A 23,278-nucleotide genomic window follows, 5' to 3' on the forward strand; every position below is an offset into this window, starting at 1 on the left:
AACCATATCCACCAGAGTGAGTTAATTACCTCCAGGTTTCAGCATGAAGATCGGAGGGATATTGGCGTAGGGGCTGTTTGGCTAAACAACAAAATTGAGTGTCCACTATTTCAGGACTTGACACGACCCGGGGATGAGCCAAATTTTCCTCTGATTTTCACACCTGGATGCCCTGGGGAATGAGTTGGGTTTCGGTGAAAGCCTGGTCCCGCCCGCAAGCTAAGCGGGAAGCGAGCTGGGGTCTGATTTCCCGGCGCGAAAAAAGGCGGGAATCGCTTCCCGCCTTTTTTAGGATGTCAATTATGGATTATTTCTTTTTCCCGGCCTTGACAGCTTCTTTGAGCTTCTTGCCTGCTTTGAAGACAGGAACTTTACGGGCTGGGATCTTGAGGGGTTTCTTGGTCTTGGGGTTGACGCCATTGCGGGCTTTGCGATGGGCAACACTGAAGGAACCAAAGCCGACAAGGGAGACTTTTTCATCTTTCTTGAGAGCTTGCGTAACACCCTCTAACATTGCGTTGAGTGCGATGCCGGCTGTTTTCTGCGAAATTCCGGCGGTCCCTGCGATCTTTTTGATTAAATCATCTCTGCTCATTTTACCTCCTTGGGGTTGTATTTAAAGAGTAAGAGATAATACGGTGCTATTAAAAACGGGGTCTGGAAAATCTGTCAACAAAAAAATGCTGTTTTCACAGCACTTTAGCGTTCCCGGGCAACGCAAAACCGTAGTCGTGAAATGCCAACTGACTGTGGGGCAAGCAGAAACGAAATCCAAATGGGAGTGAAAAAAAACTGCAAAAAATACCGTTCTTGCTGCCTGCTAGCTTTTTACATTGACAAAAAAAGGCTCCTGTAACGTTGTTGTTCCAACAGAAAATTCACTGGAGGAATAATGAAAAAATATGCATACCTGCTTGCGATGCTGCTGACAGTCCTTATGGTGCTGTCCGCCTGCAGCGGAAACAAAAAGATCGAAGAACCGGTGGAACCGCCGCCCACACCGCTGGAACTGGCCAAAGCCGCCGAGGACACCGCTCTCGTCAACGTCGAGGATGGAAACTTCGCCTTGGCATTGGAATACTACAACCAGGCCAAGGATTACTACCTGCTGGCCCAGCCTGAAGCCGCGCCCACGGATTCGGTGGACGTGAACATCGAACTGATCCAGAAAAACATCGCTTTCACCTATCAGAACCTGGCCCAGGAAAGCGATCAGTATCAGCAGTATGATGACGCGATCACGGAATTTGAAAGCGCCGCCAACATCTACAAAAGCCTGGTGCCGCTCACCATGACCGCCACGGAGCGCGACGCCATCGTGGCCGGCCTCTACCGCAACATGGCCTTCACCGCTCAAAAAGCCGGCCAGTTCGAACGCGCCCTGGGTTATTACGACAACGTGCTTCAAACCGAGCCTGGTAACTCCGACGTGCTGATGTCCAAGTACAGCATCCTCAAAAACGACATTGGCGACCAGGTTCGCGCTTATCAGGTGCTGAAGGATTACGCCGAGGCTTCCGGCGACGTGAACGCCTATCTGGTGCTGGCCTCAGCCTATCGCGATGAAGGCGACGACAACACCGCGGCCATCTATTACGACAAAGCCCTCGAACTGAGCGAAACCCCGATGGTGTACTCCACCGTGGCCGATTTCTACCGTGGGATCAAGAACTACAAGAAATCCAACGACGTGCTGCTCAAACTGATCGCGGCCACCACGGACAACGCCTCCAACGCCCTCGCCTACCGCATCATGGCCGATAACTACGACAAGCTGAACAACACCTCCAAGAAGCTCGAATACTACGACAAATCCCTGGACTTGGAGCCCAACGCCGACGTGGCCCTGGCCCTGGCCAATCACTGGAACAAGCAGAAAAGCTGGGCCAAGGTGGTAACCTATGCCACCAAGGCCATCAACGTCGATTCTTCCAAGGCCGCGGCTTATCTGCTGCGCGGCAACGCCTATTTCATGCAGAAGAAGTATGATGCCGCCAAAGCCGACCTGCAAAGAATCGTTAACGATCCGAACTACGGCTCCAGCGCTTCCGCCATTCTCAAGAAGATCAAATAATCAAGTCATATTCGGCAGTCAACCGTGCGTGTTCACGGTTGACTGTTGTTTTCTGAGGTCTCCGCGATGCCCAAAAAGATCAAGTCCGACGGCTCGGTGAAGGCGCTCTACGGCGTCAGCACCGAAACCAAGCTCAAACGCCCGCTGATCGGCAGCACTGTTCCGGCCGGCTTTCCCTCTCCCGCCACCGATTACATCGAAGGCCTGCTGGACCTCAATGAATATCTGATCAAGCACAAGGCCGCCACCTTTTTCGCCCGGGTGGGAGGCGATTCGATGATCGGTTGCGGCATTTTTCCGGATGACATCGTGATCGTGGACAGAGCTTTGGAGGCCAACCACAACTCGGTGGTGCTGGTGCGCTATGACGGGGAATTCACGATCAAGAAGCTGCGCGTCGAAAAGGGAGAGTATTTCCTGGTTTCCGAAAACGAGTCCTACCCGGCCATCAAGATCAACGAGGAGCTCGATTTCGTGATCTGGGGCGTAGTCACCACCGTGATTCACAAAGTGTAGCGCGTGCGCCTGCCATTCCTTGCCGCGGTCCTGGTCCTGATCCTGTTTTCGCCGCTGGCGGCGCAATCCCTGGTGCTGGAGCAAAGCCTGCTTTTGCTGCCGGACCAGCTTGACTACCAGATCGCGCCAGGCCCCATCGTTACAGGTTCAGAATCCGTTTTTGCCGACACCCTGCTCTTGATTCCGGGTTTGGATTACCGGCTGGATCACCGTGCCGGGACCCTCACCCTGTTGCGCTTTCCCGAGGCGGAATATCTGCGCGTCAGCTGCCTGCAAGTGCCGCCTGAACTGGCCCGCCCGCGCCAGCTCTACCGCGAGCTGGATCCCTCCGACAGCCTCTTCCAAAGCGTGGCGCCCCGCCCGCGCAACTGGCTTCCAGACGATGGCAAACTGCTCATCTCCGGCGCCAAGACCTTTGCCATCACCTTCTCCGACGAAGATGCCTTCGACCTGAAGCAGTCGCTGTTCGTGAATCTGAACGGCGAGCTTTCCCGCAACGTGAACATTGCCGCCCAGCTTTCCGACAGCCAGTCCAAACTTACTCCGGAAGGCGATTCCAAGGAACTAAGCAGCCTGGACAAGGTGTTCATCCGAGTGTACGGCAAACAATACGAGATCGCGATGGGCGACCTCGACTGGGAATTCACCGACACCCGCTATATCAACTACCGCACCAGCATCGAGGGCCTGAACGCCTGGTACCGCGACCGCCATTTCGCCCAGGCCGGCTTCACCGCCGCCGCGGGCAAACCGGCCAGCCAGGCCATCACCGTGGTCGACGGCAAACAGGGCCCCTATTACCTCAATCCCACAGGCTGGCAGAGCTCGTATCTGATCACCGCCGGCAGCGAACAGATCTTCCGCAACGGCGTCCTGCTGGAACGAGGCACAGACTATTACATCGACTACTCGGAAGGTTCGGTGATGTTTCGCAGCCTGGTGGTCTCCAGTGACCAGATCAACGCCTGGTTTCAATACGCGGATGAACATTACAAGCAATCCACCCTCTTCAATTCCTCCCGGATCCAGGTGCTGCCCGGCCTCTCGCTCGCGCATCACTTCATCCGCCAGACCGATGCCAAAGACGCTCCTCTGCTTTATCAGTTCAGCCCCGCGGACCTCGATTCGCTGAGCGCGGCGGGAGACCGCCTGGCCTGGGGAAACGGCGTCGTGCTGGTGGATCCCGGCCTGGGCAGCTATCTGCTGAGGCAGACGGAAGACGGCATTCCCTACTACGAATACGCCGCGGGCGACACCACCGCGGTCTACAACGTCACTTTCAGCTTCATGGGCCTGGGCGGCGGTGATTATGAAGAATATTCCAGCGGCAAATTCCGCTACGTGGGTGCCGGACTGGGTTCCTGGCTGCCTCAGAAACGCCTGGTTCCGGCGGTGCTGCGCAACAACGCGGACCTTGCCCTGAACTATGAGTCCGGGCCTCTGGAGCTGGGCTTGGAAGGCATTTACACCACCAACGACAAGAATGCTTTTTCCGCATTGGACGACGCCGACAACCGCGGCGGCCTGCTGGCCGCCTGGGGCCGGCTCAAAACCGGGGAGGTGGACAGGCAAAGCTGGATCGGCCTGGATTTCGAGCGGCGCTGGGCGAACAGCTTTCTCTTCAGCCAGCAATCCGGCTACGCGGAAGAATATGACCTCGCGCTGCTGCCCCCGGCCGATTCCCTGGCCCAGTGGCGGCTCGATCTCACCCTGGGCTCGCGCGCCTGGGAGGCCTGGAAACCTCAACTGACGCTGCGTTACCGGGACATTCCCGGCCTCTACAGCCAGAAAGCGCTGCGTTTGCTCTCACAAAGCACTGGGCGTGGCTTGATTCCCGCTCTGAACCTGCGTTCCACCCTTTCCTGGCAAGATCTCGCGGAGGACGCCGGCTCCAGCCTCATGCAGTATCACGATCTGGGCGGAAGCTGGGATTTCAACTGGCTCAAAGCCAAACTGCTGGCCACCTACAACAGCCTCGAACACACCCAGCCCTCCCCGGCGGAGCCGGACAGCCGCTACTACCGCGTTAATCCCCAGATCACGCTTCGGATGGGCCCAACCAGCCTTTCCCAGCTCAGCTTCACCCAAGACAACAGCTTCCGCAAAGACACGGACTGGATCAGCGCCTCCAGCTCGCAAACCTACGCCCTAAAACACAGCACCACCTCCCTCAACCACAGCCTGAACCTCGATTTCACCCACCGCCAGATCCAGAGGGAAGGCCCCAAAAACAGCTACAACCTGGTGTCCCTGCGCAACTCCCACTATTTCCTCAAACAGGCGGTGATGCTGCTGGGCAATTACCAACTCAACCAAACCGAGTTTTTTCCCCGCATCCGCGAGCTGGAATACATCGGCGACGGCCTCGGCCTCTATGACAGCACCGGCGTCTACACCCCGGATGGCGACTGGGACTACGTTTTCATCACCAGCGGACGCGGGACGCTGAGCTCGGAGGTGAACGGCCAGGTCAGCCTCTACCTCAAGCCCGGAAACCATTTCCCCAAGTGGAACTGGCTGCGCGGTGACCTCATCCTCCAGGGCACGCTGCAGGATTCGCTGATGACGGATTGGCGCAGCTACCTCATCTTCCCGGAATCCGCGTTCAGCGCGCCTTCCACCATCTTCGGAAACCAGCGTCTCTCCCAAACCTTCTGGCTGGACCTGGTGCCCGGGCGCGTGGTCGGCAGCCTTGGCGCGAGTTTCAACCGCAGCCTCGACAACCGCTACCAAAGCCAGTCCCGCGCCTCGGAAGCCCTCTACTCCGCGGAGTTTGACTTCAAGAACTTCTCCGGCAACAATTACAACCTCCGCTACCAACACAGCAACGAAACCGACTCCCGCTACCTCTCCGACATCACCCTGAACGAGCTCAGGCTGCTGGTCCAGCGCAACTTTTCCCCCAACAACATCGGCACCCTGAACCTAAGCGGCAGCCTGGAGAACGGACTCAGGCAACAAAGCGGTGAAGGCTACCGCCTGCGCGGCCTGGGCCTGGAACCCGGCTATCGCGGCGTTTGGGGCAAGAAAGCCCGCGTGAACGGCTCCTTCGGGCTTCGCTACAATTTCCGGGAAGGCGACGATTTTCTGGCCTTCCTGCCCGAAAAACGGGGCGGATTGCTGCTCAATTGGTCGCTTTCCGCCGTTTACCGCCTCAACAGCTTCAGCTCCGCCACCGCCGAATACAGCGGCACCGCCTATCCGGACCAGGACGTGAAACACTCGCTCAAGCTGGAATTCAAGGCCGAACTTTGATCCCGGTTGCTGAACATGACTGAACTCATCTCTCTCACCCCTCTCGACTACGCGCTCGTGCTGCCCTTCATCTTTCTGGCGGGTCTCATCGATTCCATCGCCGGCGGCGGCGGCCTGATCTCCCTCCCGGCCTACGTCGCGGCCGGATTGCCCATGCACACGGCCCTGGCCACGAACAAGTTTTCCTCCGCCTGCGGCACCGTCTTCAGCACAGCCCGCTACCTGCACGCGAAAATGATCGACCTCCCCGTGGCCTTGGTCAGCGCGGTTTTGGCGCTGCTCGGCTCGTATCTGGGCACCCGTGCCGTGCTCCTGCTTTCCGGCGATTTCCTGCGCTGGCTGCTGCTGGTGGTGATACCCGTGATCGCCGTGCTCACCCTCATCCGCAAGAATTTCGGCCGCCAAAACCATTCCCGCCAGCTCAAACTTGGCCTCAGGCTGTTTTTGGGAGGATTGGCCGGCCTTCTGATCGGCTTCTGGGACGGCTTTTTCGGCCCCGGTACCGGCACCTTCCTCATCCTGGTTTACGCGCTGCTGCTGCACTACGATTTTGTGGTGGCCAACGGCAACACCAAGGTGGTGAATCTTGCTTCCAATCTGGCCGCGCTCACCGCCTTCCTGATCGCCGGCAAGGTGTATTTCCCCCTGGCAGTGCCCGCCGCCGCCTTCGGCATCGCCGGAAACCTGATCGGCTCCAAACTGGTGGTCCGCAACGGCAACCGGCTTATCAAACCGATCTTTGTCCTCGCCCTGGTCCTGCTGCTGGGACGCATCGTCTGGGATCTCTTCAGTCGCTGATCCCGCTTCGTTCCAGCCGACTTGCCAAACAAAATCCTTGACAGCCGGACCCCTTTCCGGGAAATGGCTCCCACAAGCAAGTGCTGAAGTGGTGAAATTGGTATACACGCTAGTTTCAGGGACTAGTGAGCGATGAGCTCATGGGGGTTCGAGTCCCCCCTTCAGCACCATTTTTCTGCCCGCGTTTTTCCTCCTCCGTTCCGCTCTGGGTATTGCCATTTTATACGGATTTACGGATTGAACGGATTTACGGATGGCATCTTGGCGTCCAGCGGGCTTGTGAGCATGGATTACAGGAGAACCAAGGTTCACCCAACAAGCCGAAACTTATGTTACTTTACTCTGTCTCTCTGTCCCTCTGTTTTGTCTTTTTTCTGTGCCTCGAGATAAATCTCGGGCACCCAACAAGCTGAAGCTTATGTTACGATCACTCTGCTTTTACTGTGGGCTCTCTGTTTTAAATTCCCTTTTTTCTGAACTCTTTTTCTCTGATTTTGCGCTTTTCCGCGACCCATTCTTCATCGATCTAAAAAATTGGGAAGAGGGATACTCCGCCCGCCGGGTAATATTTTTGTGGACATTCCGGGCGGGGTTTGATAAATTGTGAACAAGACATCGAAAAAGGAAAACGATGATGAGAACAAAGCTGATCTTCGCAACCCTGCTGGCGCTGGTTCTGGCCGGATGCGCCACTCAGAGCGTGAACATGGCCATCATGCGCCCGGCCGAGGTGAACCTTTACGACTACACCGCAGTTGCCATGGGCGACATCTGGGGCCCTCCCCAACAGTGGTTCCGCGCTCAGGATATCCGCGACGCCTTCACCGCCCGCCTCCTGGAAAGCGAATATTTCGAAACCATACTCGACCGCCAGTACCTTCAGGCCATCCTGCAGGAGCATTACCTTGCCTGGAACGGTTTTGTGAACGGGGAAACCGCGCCCCAGCTGGGTGAATTCATCGGCGCCGCAGCCTTGGTGGTCGGCCGGGTCACCCGCGACGAGTACAAAGAGGACATCAGCACGGAAACGGTGACCAAAAAAGACAAGAACGACATGGAATACGAGGTGCAGAAACACACCCGCACCGGCACCCACTACCTGGGCGTGAACATCCAGATCATGGATGTGCAGACCTCCGCCGTGATCGCCAACAAGCGCCTCGATACCAGCTTTTCGGATTCCAAGTCCGCCGAGGACCGCCAGCCGCCCAAGATCGACCAGAGCTACCTCTACGGAGTTTGCGTGGACGATCTTTCCCGCCAGTTCATCCGCACCGTCGCGCCCTACTACGTGAACGTTTCCGCAACCTACGAGCTGGACAAGAAACACCTTCCGGAGCTCAAAACCGCCCACCAGATGGTGGTTGTGGGCGAAACCGAACGCGCCCTCGAGATCCTGCAGGCAGCCGCCCTCAAACCGGAGATCCCCGCCAAATCCCGCGCCAAGGCATATTACAACCTTGGCCTCATCCAAACTTACACCGGTGCTTACGACAACGCCCTCGCCAACCTTATCCAGGCTCTGGAACTCGTGCCGGGAAACAGCCGCTACAGCCGCGCCATCCAGATCTGCCGGGATGAACGCCATCAGGCCGAACAGGTGAGGCGGCAGATGGAAGGGGACTGACTTTTCCCTACGGATTCAACGGATTGAACGGATTATACGGATCGGCGGGGTGTTGGGATTCTTATACGGGTTTACGGATTGAACGCATTTGCTGATTTGGACGGTTAATCGCCAAGCCTGAACCTGTCATTCCGGGAAGCGCGCGTCAGCACGCAGGGTCCCGTCGGGGTCCTCGCCGGACAACCTGTTGGCCGGCGGGGTGATTCGAATCCAGGCCTCTACTGCGTCGTCCCGGAATGACCTAACAGGGGTGTCTTTAGGTGGGAATGCCCGGAATGACGTAACAGCGTTGGCTTCCCCCTTCTTGCCGAAAATCCTCTCCCTCCAGGGTCAATACGCGAACACCACCCCGCTTTGGGGAAAGACCCACTCTCCGGCTTTGGTGGCCACGGTGATGGTGTTTTTGCCGGTGGAGACCCGCGGATACTTGTTTTGGCCGGCGAAGACGGGCACGCACTCGATCGGGACCAGCTCCGCCGGATGGGAAAAGCTGATCTTCACGCCGTGGGTGAGTTCGGTGATGAAAACGCTGAGTTGGTGGGAAGCCCGGGGATAGAGGGTGAGGGTGTCGATCTCGAAGCGGACCTCGGAGCCCACCAGATCACGCAGGGCGGGATGGGAGCAGCGGATCTCCATGCAGGCGTTGCGGAAGTGGAGTTTGGTCTCCAGTTCGAGCCCGTCGATCCGCACCGAGGAGAGGGAAAAGGCTTCCGGGCTGAGCTCGAAGTTGGTGTCCATCAGCCAGCGGTATTCCACGTCGCGGCGCTTGAAATAGGTTTTCAGGGCCGCCTCGGAATTGGCACAGGCAACGGTGAAAAAGTCATTTTGCAGCGTTTTGCTGAAGCTGAGGGTGGTGGCGGCGCGCCAGAAGCGGGGGTCGCCAGAATCGGAGAAGCTGATGTGGTGGCGAAAGTCCCGCCGGTAGAGGATCTCGCGGTCTTTGTTGAAGAAAAACACCCGCAGGATCTCGCGCGAGATCAGCTCGCCCATTTCCTCGCTGTTCACGCGCTGGCTGATGGCGGCCTGGATGATCTGGCTGAGCTTGGAATCCGGATAGTCCGAAGAGACAAATTCCCGCCGCGAGAGGGGGGAGGAGGTCACCAGGCGTTTGCCGTCGTAGTAATGCCTTTTCGCGCGGCGTCCCACCTGGCAGAGCAGCTCATAGGCCGAGCCAGCATAAGCAGCCGCGAGGTTTTCCGCTCTCAGTTCCTCCGCGGAATTCCCCAGCAGCACCACTTCGTCGCCAATATCCACCTTGCCGGCGTCGCTGATGTCCGCGCAGATCATGTCCATGGAAACCCGGCCGATCACTGGACAGAGCGCTCCTTTTACGGATACGGTCCCGCGGTTCGAAAGCAAAAAGTCGTAGCCGTCGGCGTAACCCACCGGGATCACGGCGTAGCGCGTGGGCCGGGCGGCTTGCCAGGCACGGTTGTAGCCCACCGTGGCGCCGGCGGGGACCTCTTTGATCTGCGCCACCGTGGATTTGAAGGTCATCACGGGTTTCAGGGCGATCTTTTCCCTTTGGGAGGAATGGGTGTAGATGCCGTAGCTGAGGATGCCCAGACGGCAGACGGAAAGAGATTTTCCGAAACCGTTCACCACCGCCGCGCTGTTGGCCAGATGCACCCAGGGGGCGTCAACCTGGTACTTTTTCAGGGTGGCCAGAAATTCCTCTTCCTGGGCCTGGCTGAAAGCCGGGTCGCTTTCGCTGGCGGCAAAGTGGGAAAACACGCTCTGCACCTGCAGATGGGGGAGTTGGTCCACTGCCTTCCAGAGCCGCCCGAAATCCCCGGACAAAGCCCCGCTGCGGTGCATGCCGCTGTCCAGCTTGAGGCTCACCTTGCACCTTATCTTGCGCTCAGCGCAGGCCTGGTCCAGCTCCCGGGCAAAAGCCGGATCGCTAAGGGTGGGCCAGAGCTCATGGTCCAGTATCCCCGGGATCTCGCTGGGAAGAGAGGGTGAGAGGATCAGGACGGGTTCCCTGAAGCCCTGGACGCGCAGCAGTTTTCCCTCTTCGGGATTGGCCACTCCCAGCGCCACAGCCCCCTCCGCGAGGGCGATTCGGGCGATCTCGCGCGCGCCGTGCCCATAGGCGTCGGCCTTCACGATCTGGATGAAGCCCTGGTTCGCGCCCATCAGGGCCTTCAAAGCCCTCAGGTTGGCGCGGAAAGCCGCCAGGTCGATCTCCACCCAGCTGCGTTCGCGAACCGCCTCTTTGGCCATCTCCCGCGCTCCTAAAAGAACTTCGCGGCCAGGTCCGCCAGCTGCGAACGCTCGCCCTTTTCCAAGGTGATGTGGCCCACGATGTCCTCGTTCTTCAGTTTTTCCACAGCCACGGAAAGCCCGTTGGAAGAGGAATCCAGGTAGGGGATGTCGATCTGGTAGGGGTCGCCGGTGAGCACCACCTTGGTGTTTTCCCCGGCGCGGGTGATGATGGTCTTCATCTCGTGCGGGGTGAGGTTTTGGGCCTCGTCGATGATGATGAATTGGTCCGGCAGGCTGCGGCCGCGGATGTAGGTGAGCGGTTCCAGCTCCAGAAAGCCGTAATCCATGAAATCTTCCAGGCTGGGCTTGCGTTTGCCTTTCATGTTCTCGCTTTTGATGTCCTCGTGCAGCGCCAGCAGGATGTCCATGTTGTCGTAGATGGGCTGCATCCAGGGGTTGAATTTGTCGCTCTTGGTTCCGGGGAGGTAGCCGAGGGCCTGCCCCAGCGGTGAGATCGGCCGCGAGATCACCAGCCGGGTGTACTTTTGCTCTTCCACAACCTTTTGCAGCCCCGCCGCCATCGCCAGCAGGGTCTTGCCCGTGCCGGCCTTGCCCGAAAGGCTCACCAGGCGGACTGTGTCGTCCAGCAGCAGGTCCAGCGCCATTTCCTGTTCAAAATTGCGCGCCTTGATCCCGTAAACCAGTTCACCCTGATAGCTCTGCAGCTTGTAGAGGGCGTTCGCGCTCTTGTTATAGCGAAGGGTGCGAACTGTGTCCGGGGTGGATTTGCGGAAGAAGCGGATGAACTGGTTCGGACACAGCTCCCCAAAGGGATTGGCGATGTATTTCCGGCCGTTGATGGAGTCAAATTCCGCGTCCTCCAGTTCCTTGGTTTCCCAGCCGGTGTAGAGCTCTTCGAACTTGATGTTGTCCGTCTCGAAATTCTCGGCGTTGATGCCCACGCTGTCGGCTTTGATGCGCACGTTGGCGTCCTTGGAGACCAGCGTCACCAGGTCCTGGGGGTATTTTTGCTGGAAATAGAGCGCGGTGCCTATGATCAGGTTGTCGATGCGGTCCAGGAAAAAGAGCTGTGAGGCGGCGTCAGTCACATCTTTGTTCACCGAGACCTGCACCGTGCCGCCGTTGTCCATGGTCACGCCTTCCTGCAGGCTGCCCCGCGTTCTCAGGGCGTCCAGGTAGCGGCCGATCTGGCGTGCGTTGCGGCTCTTTTCGTCCACGCCTTTCTTGAATTGGTCGATCTCCTCGATCACCACGATGGGGATCACCACGTGGTTTTCTTCAAAGGAAAAGAGGGCCTGGGGGTTGTGAATGAGGACGTTGGTGTCCAGGATGAAAATTTTGTCAGCCAAGAATATTTGCTCCTTATTGGGGGTGGGTTTGGATGCGCTCGATCAACTCGCGCTGGGCGGGAAACTCGTCGGCCAAAGCGCCGGACTCGGCCATCTCAAAATCGGTGTAGGAAAAAGCCGGCCACAGCGTGCAGCCGCAAAAGGCGAAGCCCGCGGATTCCTCCAGCTCGGTCGCGAACCAGGTTTGGCGCGGAATGATGAACTGGGGCAGCTGGCCGGCGCTCACGTCCGCGCCCAGGATCTGCGTCTGGAGCCCTTTCTGGGCCGAAAGCAGGTAGAGCCGCAGCGGCGTGCCGTGGTAGTGGTGCCACATCTCGTCACACTGCACCCGGTGCCACCTGCAAACCATCGTGTGGGGCAAAAGATAGAGGATCGACGATCCCGCCAGCCGCTCCGGAAAGATCACCTTGCCGGTGCTGTCCCTGAGGTCGCCGCTGATCTGCGATTGCCAGTTGCGCCGGTAGAAACCGCCCTCGGGATGGGGCATCATGTTCAGTTTGTCCAGGATATCTTGGTATTTTTCCATGCTACACTCTGTTTTAAAGACTGCGGACAAGGATTTGTCCGGCGGCGATTGGCGTCAATCTTTTTGTTTAACATCTCCCGGGTCCAGGCGCGTAAACCTCCAGTTTTCCATCCAGCCAACCTGGCATAAGCAGAGCACGAAATTCTTGACAACTTCAGCCCCCGGTTAAAGTTGCCGAAATGGAGGTAACCATGAAAAAACTATTTGTATTACTGGTTTTGGCGGCTCTCACGCTGGCTCTAGCGGCTGAGATGTTTCCGGAAGCCGATCTGCTTTTACCGGCCATGCGGGGTGACGCTGAGGCTCAGTTGCGTCTGGGCCGGGCTTACATCAGGTACGGGCTGGATTATCATGAGTATGTCTATGAGGACTATACCGTTTGGGACAGCTGCTCTGTATGTGTGGACACTATGGCGGTAGCTTCTTATCCCCTGTACAGCCAGGAAGGGCAGCAGCCTGTAGAATTGCCGCCCCATGAAGAGGATCTGTGGAATGGCTCGGAATGGCTTGCTTCCGCCTCCGAGTTGGGTAATGTCTATGCCCTTAACGATTATGCCTGTTGCCTGATGATGGGTTGGGGCACCATGATCGAAGCCAGGAAAGCCTTTCGCCTGTTCAAACAGGCCGCGGAGGCCGGAGTGCCTGCCGCCCAGTATAATCTTGGCTGGTGCTACAAATACGGCCTGGGCGTCATCAAGGATCCCGTCGAGGCCTACCACTGGCTGCTTGTGGCCTCGGCCAACGGCGTCCGGCAGGCTTACGGAGAGCAGGATTATAACAACTATTGCGATGCTTCGCCACTGGTGGAGCCAAAGCTTGTGCCAGAAGTTACCACCAGGGCAAAAAGGACCCTGGATTCACTGCCAGTACTCCCGCACGATCCGGACTCGCTGCTGCTGTCTCTCTGACCACTCCCGGTTTCCGTGTTCCAGTAGTTGTCGGCATCGGGCGAGCCTGGAGTCCAGCGAGCCTGCGGGCATGGACTCCAGGATGATTGTGAGTTTTATTTTGGACCTGATACGGATTTACGGATTGAACTGAGTTACGGTTTTATTTGCCTCCCCGCCACATTCATCCCACCGCCCGCCCTCACAGGTACGTCATCCTGCGGCAGCCCGTCATCCCTGAGCTGGTGTCATTCCTGCGCTGGGGTTGAATGACGAAGGAGCAGCGACGACAGCAACCAACCATCCGTCATCCCTGCCCCGAACTGTCATTCCGGGGAGGCGTGCGTCATCACGCGGGGCTCTGTTGGGGTTCTCGCCGGACAACTTGTTGGCCGGTGGGGTGATTCGAATCCAGGCCTGGCGGGAATAGCCAATGTGAAACGGAAGCGGGGACGATGAAGGCTGCGCCTGGATCGTCACCTTGCCAGGGCATTACCCCAACCGTCTGGATTCCGGTGCCCCCACCCTGGAATGACTAGGTTTGACCGGGTGAATGAAAGGTCTGGATTCCGGGGCCCCCACCCCGGAATGACACAGTGGCTGGCGCTTCCAGACGGAAGGCAGTGACTGCAGCCACCGTTCCCCGCCCAGGACAGACGCACACGAAAGACGGAAGGCGGTGGCTTCAGCCACCGTTCCCTTTCAGGAGCCGCGTTAGAGACGATCTCCGGCGGTTTCAACCGCCGGTCCGGTCCTGGGCTGGATGCCTCAACCGGTGGTTAAAACCGCCGGACATCGTCAATCTCTATCCCCGGATCTGGGTCACGGTGGCTGAAGCCACCGCCTTCCGTCTGTTGTTCTCCGGACAAATCCCATTTCCAAACTGGTGCCCGATACACCCACCCCGGAATTTCAGCTCAGGGCCGGGCGGTGCTTGATATTGGATTCCGGGGCCCGGGGGTTGAAACCCGCACCCTGGAATGACATTTCCGTGGCCCTTTCTTCAGGGTCCGACGGCCTTCACCCGGTAGAAGTAGCGCGGGCCGGGAGGCGTTTGGCTGAGGGTGTGCAAAGTGGTGTTGGTGTAGAAGCTGAAAGGCCCGTCCGGAGAAGGGCTCCGCTCAACGATGAACTGAGTGGCGGGGAAGGGATAGCTCCAGTCCAGCCGTACCACGTTCAGGGCGGGAACATAGCTCAGTGAGATATCCTCCACCGGCGGGATCCCGCTGCCTCCGGACCACCAGACGCGGTTATTGGCATCATCCTCAAAGTCAGGACCGCCGAAGGTGCCGCTCCAGCCAGAGAAATAGACGTGGCCTTCCTCGCTTGCCCTGTAAACGTTCCTGGCCGCTGTGCCATAAGCGTTGCTTCCTGGATTGGTTGGGAAAGACGCGTTGGATATGGTATAGGATCCGGGCCCGTAAAAAGAAATGAACCTGCCGCCGGGGGTGCCGTTGGTGAACACGCAATGGTCAAAGTATTCCAGGGTGGGAGAGTTCAGAAAGGCGATCCCGGTGGAGCCCAGATATTGGAAAGTGGCGTAGGAGGCAGCGAAAGTGGATGTTTCCATCACGATGAAATGATATCCGCCTGTTCCAAAAACGGTGAAAGTCACCGGCCCCGAGACCGTTCCCGGAGCCCGGAAGATCCCGTTGCGAAAGACCACGAACTGCTCGTCGGCCCCGACCTGGATGGTGGAGCTGGGCTGGCAGATGAAGGTCCCGTCATCGCCCACGTAGGTCATGCCGGTGCTGGTGAAGGTGTGTCCGGCGAGGACCAGGGTGGCGTGGGACACCACGTTGGTGCCCTGATTCAGGCTCTGGACGTCGCCGTTGACGGTCACGGTGTTTGCTGAAACGATATCCAAGCCGCCTTTGATCACGCAGGCGGAGAGGCTCACCTCCGCGTTCCGCAGCCTGGTGATCACGGCTCCGTTCCTGAGGCGAAAGGATTCCGGCGCTCCGGATCCATTTCTAGAAAGGGTTTTGGCAATCCTCAGCGTGCGAAAATTGCTGTTGGGATGGGCGGTGATGGTGGAGTTCGCGTCGCCGAGGAATTCCACCGCCCCGCCGAAGGGATTGAAAACGCCGCGATGGTCGATCCAGTCGTGGTAGCAGCGGATGGTCCCAGAGCCAAAAAAGCTAAAGTCGTAATCTGTGAGTTCCATCCTGATGTTCAGGTCGCGCACGGTGAAGATGCCAATTGGGCCGATCATGAGTTCAGCGTCCTCCGTTGAGGCCATCCACATTTCGTCCGCGCCCCCGTACAAATCCACGCTGCCCTGGACGTTCATCCGGCCGTTGATATCGAAGAACTGGCCGCTGTCCTGGTGGACCACCACGTTGCCGGCTTCGATGTTCCAATAGCCGTGGATCCCCGGCTGGGTCAGGTCCAGGATGGTCAGTTGGCAGCCCGCCTGGGTTTTCAACGTTCCGCCACCGGTGTAGGAGTTGATCGTGTATCCCACCACGTAGCTGAAGACGATCAGGGCGTTGCTATTGGAGTTGGTCACATTGTTCAGATTCGCGCCGCTGTTGAAGAGGATCCAGTGGTTCGCGGTGAGGGTGCCCAGAACGTTCACGTAGGCCCTGATCCTCAGGTAATCGCCGCTATGGGCGTCCGTGAGGTTGTAAAAAGTAGTTTCGCCATCCACATCCTGATAACCTAGGGCTTTGTTGAACACCACCGTTCCGGTCCCCGGGTTGAAACCGCCGGGGCCGACGGCGTTCGTCCAGTTGCCGCCCACTTTCAGGGTGAGGCCGTTGGCCCTGAAGACGCCGCTTTCCAGCCTCAGGTTTCCTTTCACTGTGAGGTCGGTGGAAAGGTACGCTTGCGCGGAAGGGCTGATGGTGAGGTGGTTCAGAAACGCGTCGGAGCCTACGCTGCTCATCGCCTGGCCTGCTCCGTCCATCACCAGGGTCCCGCTGCCGAATCTCAGGCCCCGGCCGGCTGCGGCGTTGGAATCGTTCAGGTCTCCGCGCAGGATCAGGTTGCCGGTGTAATTGCAGTCAGCCCTGCTGCCCGCGAAATTGTAAAAAGTCCCCGCGATGGTCAAGTCCGCTGTGCTGTCGCCGCTGAAAGAGAAGATCCCCGGGGCCGTTTTCATGATCTTGAGGGTGTTCAGCCGGGTGTTCGCGCTGTAGTTCACAAGTTGGGAATCTGTGTTTCCGTCAAATTGCAGATAGCCGGTGGAGAACTGAACGTTGGAGCCGGAATAGAAAAACATGTTGCCGCCGCAATAGATCTCAGCGCTGGAATTGCTGATGTTGGCGGAGGACCCGCTGTACCAGTTGATGCTGCCCTCCACGTCCAGGTCCACCGCCGCGCTGATGCTCAGCTGGCCCTGGATGTCCGCCCAATCCGAAACATGGAGGTTGCCGCCCGTTAAAAGGGTGAGGCTGGCGCCTTCTGCGATCCACAAAGTGTGGACGGTGGGCGCCAGGTTGCTCAATTTGGGATAATTGGTGAGACCGGGGTTGATGCAGACATCGCTGTCGCTGTTGGGAACGTAGGCGGGATTCCAGTTGCCGGCGTAGTTCCAGCTGGTGGAAGCCGCGCCTGTCCAATAGTGGTTGGTCCGCTCAGTCCCGTTGGCGGCGGGCCGTTCCGCGTCAAGCGTCAGGCCTGCCTGCGCGTGGAGGGCAAGGCCTCCCAGCAGGCTGAGGCTGGCCACAACGATCAAATTTTTCAGAGACACGTTTTCCTCCTGTGTGTCTTTTCGGCGCGCGCCTGCCCCATCCCCTGAACGTTCTCAGCCGGCGGAAGCAAGGCATTGTCTAACTGATAAGGTCCTGTTTTGGATATATTTTTTGGATAGGGAAACATGTCAACCGGTTTTTTCTTTCTTTATTCTTGAAAATATCTGCCACACTAAGATCCTGAAAGGAAAACCACCCCCGCCCCGGGGGCTTGGGATCCATTTCCTGTCTCTGGATCCCAGACCAATGTCGCTCTGCGGGCTCGGTGAAGTCCCGCATGACGGGGGGGGGGGCCACCCCGGAATGACACAGTGGCTGGCGCTTCAAGACGGAAGGCGGTGGCTTCAGCCACCGTTCCCCGTCCGGGACAGACCACCAATAAAGAGGATGTCCGGTGCTTTCAAGCACCGGCCCAAACACCCCGGAAATCCGCCTCCCCGGCCTCCGGAGGGATCGTTTACGGCCTTTTGGCCGGCTATTTGCGGATGGCGTCAGCCGGCGGTTGAAACCGCCGGAGATCGTCTCTAACACTGCTCCCGAAAGGGCACGGTGGCTGAAGCCACCGCCTTCCGTCTGTTGTTCTTCGGACAGCTCCCATTTCCAAAATGGTGCCCGATACCCCCACCCCGTAATTTCAGCTCAGGGCCGGGCGGTGATGGTTATTGGATTCCGGGGCTCCCATCCCGGAATGCCATTTCCGTGGCCCTTTCTTCAGGGTCCGACGGCCTTCAAGAAATAGAAGTAGCGGTCTCCCGGCACCGTCTGGCTCCAGGTGAGGTTGGTGGTGTATCCCTGGTAAACGTAGATCCCGTCCGGGGCCGCGCTGCGGTAGATGTTGTAGCGAGTGGCGGGGAAGGGATAGCTCCAGTTCAGCCGGACAGCGTTCAGGCTGGACATATAGCTGATGGAGACTGATTCCACCGGCGGGATCCCGCTGCCGGACCACCAGACGCGGTTGTAGGTATCGTTTTCATAGGCCGGGCCGCCGAAAACACCGCTCCAGTTGGAGAAATAGACGTGGCCGCCGTTGCTGCTCTTATAGACGTTTCTGGCGTTGCTGCCGGCGTTGGTGGGGAAGGAGGCGTTGGTCACGGTAAAGCTCTGGTCGCTGTCGATCCAGATCAGGTAACCGGCGATGGCGCCGTCGCGGAACTCGCAGTTGTCGAAGGGGTAACTCGTGTCCACAGTGCTGCCCTGGGCCAGATACAGGCCGTAGCCGTTCAGTTTTTGGAAGCTGGTGTAGGCCGCGGCGATGGTTCCCCCGGGAAGCACCTGCAGGCCGTAATGGCCGGAGATGTATACGTTGAAAGTGGCGTTGGCGGCGGCGTCCCCGATCGATTGCAGCCTTCCGCCGGACTGGACAAAGACCGACTTGGCGTTGGCGATCTGGACATTAGCTCCGGGGACCAGTTCCAGCGTCCCGCCGCTCTGGATGTACAGGTTGCCGGTGGAGCTGAAGGTGGCGGCGTTCACTTTCAGGGTCGCGTTGGCCACATAGTTGTTAATGGCGTTCGCGCAGGTCACGATCCCGTTGATGTTCACCAGGTTCGCGCTTATGATATGCAGGCCGTTGTTGATCAGGCAGTCGGTGATGTTCACGCCCGCGGTTCTGGTCACGGGCACGGCATTGCCCTCGCGGTCGGTCTCAAACTCAGGCAGCTGGAGCCCCCCGGTCCTGGCCACGGTTTTGTTGATGGTCACCTTGTGGAAGTTGCTGCCGGAGTAATGGCTCAGGTTGCCATCGATGGAGCCAACCAGCTCGACCGTCCCGCCACTGGGGTTGAAATCGTAGCGTTCCACATTGAAACCCCCGGCCACCCTGATGGTACCCCCGGTGATGTTCTCGGAAAAGGTGTAGGAACCGGGGTCATAGACGTAAACCCCCTGGTCCTTGAAATCCAGCACACCGCCGCTCATGGTGATGGAGCCGTTGCCGTTGTAAGGCCAGTAGGAGGCTGTGCTGCCCCCGTGGACATTGAAGGTTCCGTTGCTGATGTACAGTGTGCCTTTCAGGTCCACCCAGTCATTCGGGGAGGGGTTGTACAGATTGATGGCACTCGCGGCGCTCAGCCACCAGCCGCCGGCGATGCCGTTGTCCTCCAGATCCTGGGCCGTGAAGGTGACTCCGGAGGCGTTGACGTCGATCCCGCCGGAGCTCCAGTCATAGACGGCGCAGCTGACGGCGGAGCCGGTGGAGAAGCGCAGAGCGGCGCCATTGGCCACTTCCAGGATGTTGAAGGTTTCGCTGCCGTTCACATATTGGTGGGCGGTGCCGTTGAAGACAACCCGGGAAGTTACTTCACTAAAGGCCGTGGGGCCAAGCGGGTTGGTCCAGTCCCCCGCCACTTTCAGGGTGTATTCCCAGGCGTTGAAGCTGCCGCTGACCAGGCTGAGATTGCCTTTCACCGTCAGGTTGTTGAGCAGGGTTACGGCTCCGGTGGAATTGATGCTGAGGTGGTTCAGGTAGGCGTCGGCTCCGGCCAGGCTGATGGTTTGGCTGGCGCCGTTGGTCACCAGGGTCCCCGCGGTCCACATCACCCCTCTGCCGGCAGTAACGTTGGCATCGTTCAGGTTTCCTTTCAGATAAACGTTTCCCGGGTAGTTGCAGATCAGACTGCGGCCGTCATAGTTCCAGATGTTGCCGTCGATGTAGATGTCGTAAGTGCTGTTGGTGCTGAAGTACAAATTGCTGGTTCCCTCCACATCGGAGCGGAGGTTGAAGAGCCGGGTGCTGGCGCTGTAATTGTACAGGTAGGATGTGCTGGGGCCGTCGAACTCGAGGTAGCCCATGTCGAATTGGACGTTCGAACCGGACTGGAAGGTCATATTGCCCGCGCAGTAGATCTCGGCGCTGGCGTTGCTGATATCGGCGGTGGAGCCGGACTGCCAGGTTAAAGAGCCATCCACGTTCAGATCAACGGCGTCGGATATGATCAGATAGCCGCCCATGCAAACGTTGTTGGCCACCGTGAGGCTATTGGTGTAAAGGTGAACGCTGGCTCCGGTGTCCACGCTGAGAGTATGGCAGATGGCGGCGGCGGTGCCGATCACGGGATAGCGGGAAAGGCCGGAGGGGACCGAAACGTAATTCGTTGCTCCGGGCACCGTGCCGTAGTTCCAGTTGGACGCGATGTTCCAGGTGGTGGAGATGGCGCCGGTCCAGATGTGGCCCGCGTAGATCGTGCCGGTGTAGGTGATCCTGTTTTGAGCGGTGACGGTGAGTGTGTATTCCCGCGGCGTGGAGGGATACAGATAGCCATTGAAGACTCCGGAGGAGTTCGCGTATCCGCCTGCTTGAAACTGGTTGTTCCAGCTTATTCCCACATAGGCGTAGGCCACGCCGGTGCTCACGGAAACCGCGGTGGAGGTTCCGGGGTTGATATATTCGGTGTGGGTAACGCTCATGGCGCTGGGAACCTTCAGATAGGTGGAGAGCGAGGGATCGCCCATGATGTTGTAGATCTCCCAGTAATAGTCTTTCAGCCCGCTGCTGCTCTGCTGCACCGCGGAATTGCCCATGTAAACCGTCTGGCCGAGGTTTGTGGCCCAGTCGTCCTGGGTTTCGCTGTGGGTGTGGAACATGGCGTCGTAGGCGCCCAGTTTGGCGGCATCGTAGGGATGGGCCGCGGCCTGGGGTGTTTTATAGCCCACCGCCCACCAGTAATCCTCACCCCAGTAGCTGCTGTTGCTGGCCCCGATGTAGCCCGCGGCACCCCGGGAGGCGCGGCGGATGAGGGCTTCCCCGAAACAGACGCCGTAGTCGAACTTGCCGGTGAGGCAGGCGTTGCCCACCATCACGCCGTATTCGTTCAGGTTGGTCATGGCGGCCACGTCGGTGGTGGTGAAGCTGGGGTCTCCCCAGCCTCCTTCCCAGCCGTGGGCGGTGTAGTTCATGAAGCCCCGGCCAGCGTTGGCGTTGGCGATGATGGCGGCGTCGCTGGTTTCCGAGGCGGGATAGAGATAGGCGTTCGTGGTCACTCCATTGGTGGCGTTGAAATAGTGGGTGGTGCCGTAGTTCACCTGGCCGTTGCCCTCCACTGGTCCGTGGCCAGTGTCAGCCCCTGCGATCAAAACCGCTTTGCCCAGATAGCTGAGGTCCGGCATCTCGGTTTTCTCGTAGATGATCGTCTTGGAAACCACCTGTTGGAGTTCGGTGGAGGAGGCAACCGAAAAGCGCCCGTAATACAGCTCCGGCAGATAGTCCGTGCCGTTCAGCCGCGCGTAGGTGAGGTCCGTGGGATGGGTGCCGGTGCCGCCGGTGTTGGTCACTATGCCGATCGTACCGGAAACGTCGCCCACGATCAGGAGGTAGGTGGGCATGGGATTCCCCGCCGTGGCGTTGTTCCAGAGGTTTTGGAGATAGGTTTTGATGCTGGCGGCGCTGTTGGTCACGGTTCCGCCGGTGCCCACGGTGGTAACGCTGGTCTGGATGCCCTGCTGGTTTTTCCAGTCCACGAAAGGCTGGATGTAGCTGGTGTAGCTGGCCGGACAGAGGATGAGCATCTTCACCGGGGTGCGCACCACCCAGTCGCGGTCGTCGGCGCGCCAGTTGAAGAGGGTGGCGCGGTAGAGTTTTTCAAATTCGAAGGAGGCGGTTTTGCGCAGCAGCTCTTCCGTGGCGGCCGGGTCGCCTCCGCTGAAATCCACGCGGATGCTGGCCTGATGGGTGATCTTCAGCTCGCCGCTCACCGGATTGTAGCGCGCGGGCTCGAAGTAGAACTGATACACCCTCACGCCCCTCATCATCCCCACTTCCTCCAGGCGGAACAGCGGATTGTCCGTGAAAGAATCCCGGCTGTAGCTGGCCAGGTTTTGCTCGAAGGGAACCTTGTCCGGGTCCTGGCTTTTGGCCAGAGAGGGCTGGGAGGGGGCCAGCGGATGTTCCAGGCCCGACTCCGTCCGGCTGAACACCCTTTCCTGGCTGGATATCACCTCAAAGCTCACACTGGCGCCCAGGGGAACGGCAATCAGTTTGCTCAGGACGGGTAGCTCCGGCTCGCCGATCCGCCCGCTGGGGCCGTAGCCCTCAAGGGAAAGCCGGCTGAAGTCCCCGCCTTTGCTGGCCACGGTTTCCAGGCTGGCCGAGGAAATGCTGAAACTGAGCTCGAAGCCCAGGTCGGAATTGTTTTCCAGCCGGGTGGAGGCTGGAGCTGGGGAAAAAGTGAGCTGGCCGGCCTGGCCGGGGAGCTTGCCCCAGCCCGCGAGGCCAATGAGCAGGAGCGCCCAAAATGTTTTGCGAAGGTTCATGATCTTCTCCCGGTATTTGTAAGGTTCAAAAAGCTCAAAGGTCCCCCGCCATGCTCAAATGCTGCCGGGACCTCGTTTTCCTGCCGCTTCTCAGCGAACCGGACCTATTTTTACCATGTGTACCACTCGCCAGAATATGTCAATATTTTTTCGCTCTCCGTTTTCAATTTGCCCAAAACCTCCCGGGCGGTGAGGCTGGAGTCGAGCGACGCTGGAGCATCGGCTCCAGCTGAACATCCCCCACCAAGTCCCAGAGTGTCATTCCGGGGAAGCGTGCGCCAGCACGCGGGGACCCGGAATCCAGCCCTTGCGGGAATAGCCAATCCCGGTTCCGGTCCAAGCGGGGATCGATGCAGACTGCGTCTGTATCGACTCCCTCAGGGGGCATTAGCCGGAAGGCCTGGATTCCGTCACTGCGTTCCGGAATGACGCAGATTTGGAGCGAGGCGGTGATGGCCTGGATTCCGGGGCCCCCACCCCGGAATGACACAGTGGCTGGCGCTTCAAGACGGAAGGCGGTGATGGCCTGGATTCCGGGGCCCCCACCCCGGAATGACACAGTGGCTGGCGCTTCAAGACGGAAGGCGGTGGCTTCAGCCACCGTTCCCCGCCCGGGACAGACCACCAATAAAGACGATGTCCGGTGCTTTCAAGCACCGGCCCAAACACCCCGGAAATCCGCCCCCCACGGCCTCCGGAGGGATCGTTTACGGCCTTTTGGCCGGCTATATGCGGATGGCGTCAGCCGGCGGTTGAAACCGCCGGAGATCGTCTCTAACACTGCTCCCGAAAGGGCACGGTGGCTGAAGCCACCGCCTTCCGTCTGTTGTTCTCCGGACAAATCCCATTTCCTAAATGGTGCCCGATACCCCACCCCGGAATGACAAGGCGTGACCGGGTGAATGAACGGTCTGGATTCCGGGGCCCCTTCCCCGGAATGACAAGGCGTGACCGGGTGAATGAAAGGTCTGGATTCCGGGGCCCCTTCCCCGGAATGACAGAGCGGCTGAACCTTCAGGTGAAACCGCTCGGGACGGTGTTTCAAACCTTCCCCGGAATGACACTACAGGGG

The 23,278-nt window shown here is 58.9% G+C and carries 12 protein-coding genes and 1 tRNA gene; 7 read left to right on the forward strand and 6 right to left on the reverse strand.

Going from position 1 to position 23,278, the window contains the following annotated elements:
* Positions 1–307 precede the first annotated feature (307 nt).
* Positions 308–595, reverse strand: a complete 288-nt coding sequence (locus LHW45_00920) for an HU family DNA-binding protein (protein MCB5284147.1) — start codon at positions 593–595, stop codon at positions 308–310.
* 297 nt (positions 596–892) lie between these two features.
* On the opposite strand from LHW45_00920, the gene LHW45_00925 reads away from it, so the two are divergent.
* The 6 genes from LHW45_00925 (at position 893) to LHW45_00950 (ending at position 8,270) form a co-directional block, all read left to right on the forward strand.
* Positions 893–2,074 (forward strand): tetratricopeptide repeat protein, encoded by a 1,182-nt coding sequence (locus tag LHW45_00925; GenBank protein ID MCB5284148.1) that lies wholly within the window; start codon positions 893–895, stop codon positions 2,072–2,074.
* A 66-nt stretch (positions 2,075–2,140) separates the two neighbouring features.
* The gene (gene umuD, locus LHW45_00930) at positions 2,141–2,590 is read left to right on the forward strand and encodes a translesion error-prone DNA polymerase V autoproteolytic subunit (protein ID MCB5284149.1); all 450 of its coding nucleotides are present in this window, start codon (positions 2,141–2,143) and stop codon (positions 2,588–2,590) included.
* Positions 2,591–2,593: 3 nt separating this feature from the next.
* Positions 2,594–5,845 (forward strand): hypothetical protein, encoded by a 3,252-nt coding sequence (locus LHW45_00935; protein MCB5284150.1) that lies wholly within the window; start codon positions 2,594–2,596, stop codon positions 5,843–5,845.
* A gap of 15 nt (positions 5,846–5,860) precedes the next feature.
* Positions 5,861–6,643: a TSUP family transporter gene (locus tag LHW45_00940; protein MCB5284151.1), complete on the forward strand. Its 783-nt coding sequence runs from the start codon at positions 5,861–5,863 to the stop codon at positions 6,641–6,643.
* Positions 6,644–6,725: 82 nt separating this feature from the next.
* Positions 6,726–6,813, forward strand: a tRNA-Leu gene (locus LHW45_00945).
* 464 nt (positions 6,814–7,277) lie between these two features.
* Positions 7,278–8,270 carry a hypothetical protein gene (locus tag LHW45_00950; protein MCB5284152.1) on the forward strand — a complete coding sequence of 331 codons (993 nt, stop codon included), beginning with the start codon at positions 7,278–7,280 and terminating at the stop codon, positions 8,268–8,270.
* 330 nt (positions 8,271–8,600) lie between these two features.
* Here the strand turns inward: LHW45_00950 and alr are convergent, their stop codons facing one another.
* From alr to LHW45_00965, 3 genes are read right to left on the reverse strand one after another with little or no spacing between them, the layout of a single operon-like run.
* Positions 8,601–10,496: an alanine racemase gene (alr, locus tag LHW45_00955; protein ID MCB5284153.1), complete on the reverse strand. Its 1,896-nt coding sequence runs from the start codon at positions 10,494–10,496 to the stop codon at positions 8,601–8,603.
* 11 nt (positions 10,497–10,507) lie between these two features.
* Positions 10,508–11,848 carry a PhoH family protein gene (locus LHW45_00960; GenBank protein MCB5284154.1) on the reverse strand — a complete coding sequence of 447 codons (1,341 nt, stop codon included), beginning with the start codon at positions 11,846–11,848 and terminating at the stop codon, positions 10,508–10,510.
* Between the two features lie 13 nt (positions 11,849–11,861).
* Entirely contained in the window at positions 11,862–12,374 is a 513-nt protein-coding gene (locus LHW45_00965) for a cupin domain-containing protein (GenBank protein MCB5284155.1), read from the reverse strand.
* A 191-nt stretch (positions 12,375–12,565) separates the two neighbouring features.
* Between LHW45_00965 and LHW45_00970 the strand changes: the two genes are divergently transcribed.
* Entirely contained in the window at positions 12,566–13,282 is a 717-nt protein-coding gene (locus LHW45_00970) for a sel1 repeat family protein (protein MCB5284156.1), read from the forward strand.
* Between the two features lie 982 nt (positions 13,283–14,264).
* On the opposite strand, the gene LHW45_00975 is transcribed toward LHW45_00970, so the two are convergent.
* Together LHW45_00975 and LHW45_00980 are read right to left on the reverse strand one after the other, a co-directional pair.
* Positions 14,265–16,958, reverse strand: a complete 2,694-nt coding sequence (locus LHW45_00975) for a hypothetical protein (protein MCB5284157.1) — start codon at positions 16,956–16,958, stop codon at positions 14,265–14,267.
* Positions 16,959–17,670: 712 nt separating this feature from the next.
* On the reverse strand, positions 17,671–22,206 hold the full coding sequence (locus LHW45_00980) for a C25 family cysteine peptidase (protein MCB5284158.1): 4,536 nt from the start codon (positions 22,204–22,206) through the stop codon (positions 17,671–17,673).
* Between the last annotated feature and the right edge of the window lie 1,072 nt (positions 22,207–23,278).

The sequence above is a fragment of the Candidatus Cloacimonadota bacterium genome, assembly GCA_020532085.1.
GTDB lineage: Bacteria > Cloacimonadota > Cloacimonadia > Cloacimonadales > Cloacimonadaceae > Syntrophosphaera.

Coding starts and splice junctions, on each gene's coding strand:
- alr (MCB5284153.1), bottom strand. CDS start 10,496: ATGGCCAAAGAGGCGGTTCGCGAACGCAGCTGGGTGGAGATCGACCTG.
- LHW45_00940 (MCB5284151.1), top strand. CDS start 5,861: ATGACTGAACTCATCTCTCTCACCCCTCTCGACTACGCGCTCGTGCTG.
- LHW45_00925 (MCB5284148.1), top strand. CDS start 893: ATGAAAAAATATGCATACCTGCTTGCGATGCTGCTGACAGTCCTTATG.
- LHW45_00980 (MCB5284158.1), bottom strand. CDS start 22,206: ATGAACCTTCGCAAAACATTTTGGGCGCTCCTGCTCATTGGCCTCGCG.
- LHW45_00970 (MCB5284156.1), top strand. CDS start 12,566: ATGAAAAAACTATTTGTATTACTGGTTTTGGCGGCTCTCACGCTGGCT.
- umuD (MCB5284149.1), top strand. CDS start 2,141: ATGCCCAAAAAGATCAAGTCCGACGGCTCGGTGAAGGCGCTCTACGGC.
- LHW45_00950 (MCB5284152.1), top strand. CDS start 7,278: ATGAGAACAAAGCTGATCTTCGCAACCCTGCTGGCGCTGGTTCTGGCC.
- LHW45_00920 (MCB5284147.1), bottom strand. CDS start 595: ATGAGCAGAGATGATTTAATCAAAAAGATCGCAGGGACCGCCGGAATT.
- LHW45_00965 (MCB5284155.1), bottom strand. CDS start 12,374: ATGGAAAAATACCAAGATATCCTGGACAAACTGAACATGATGCCCCAT.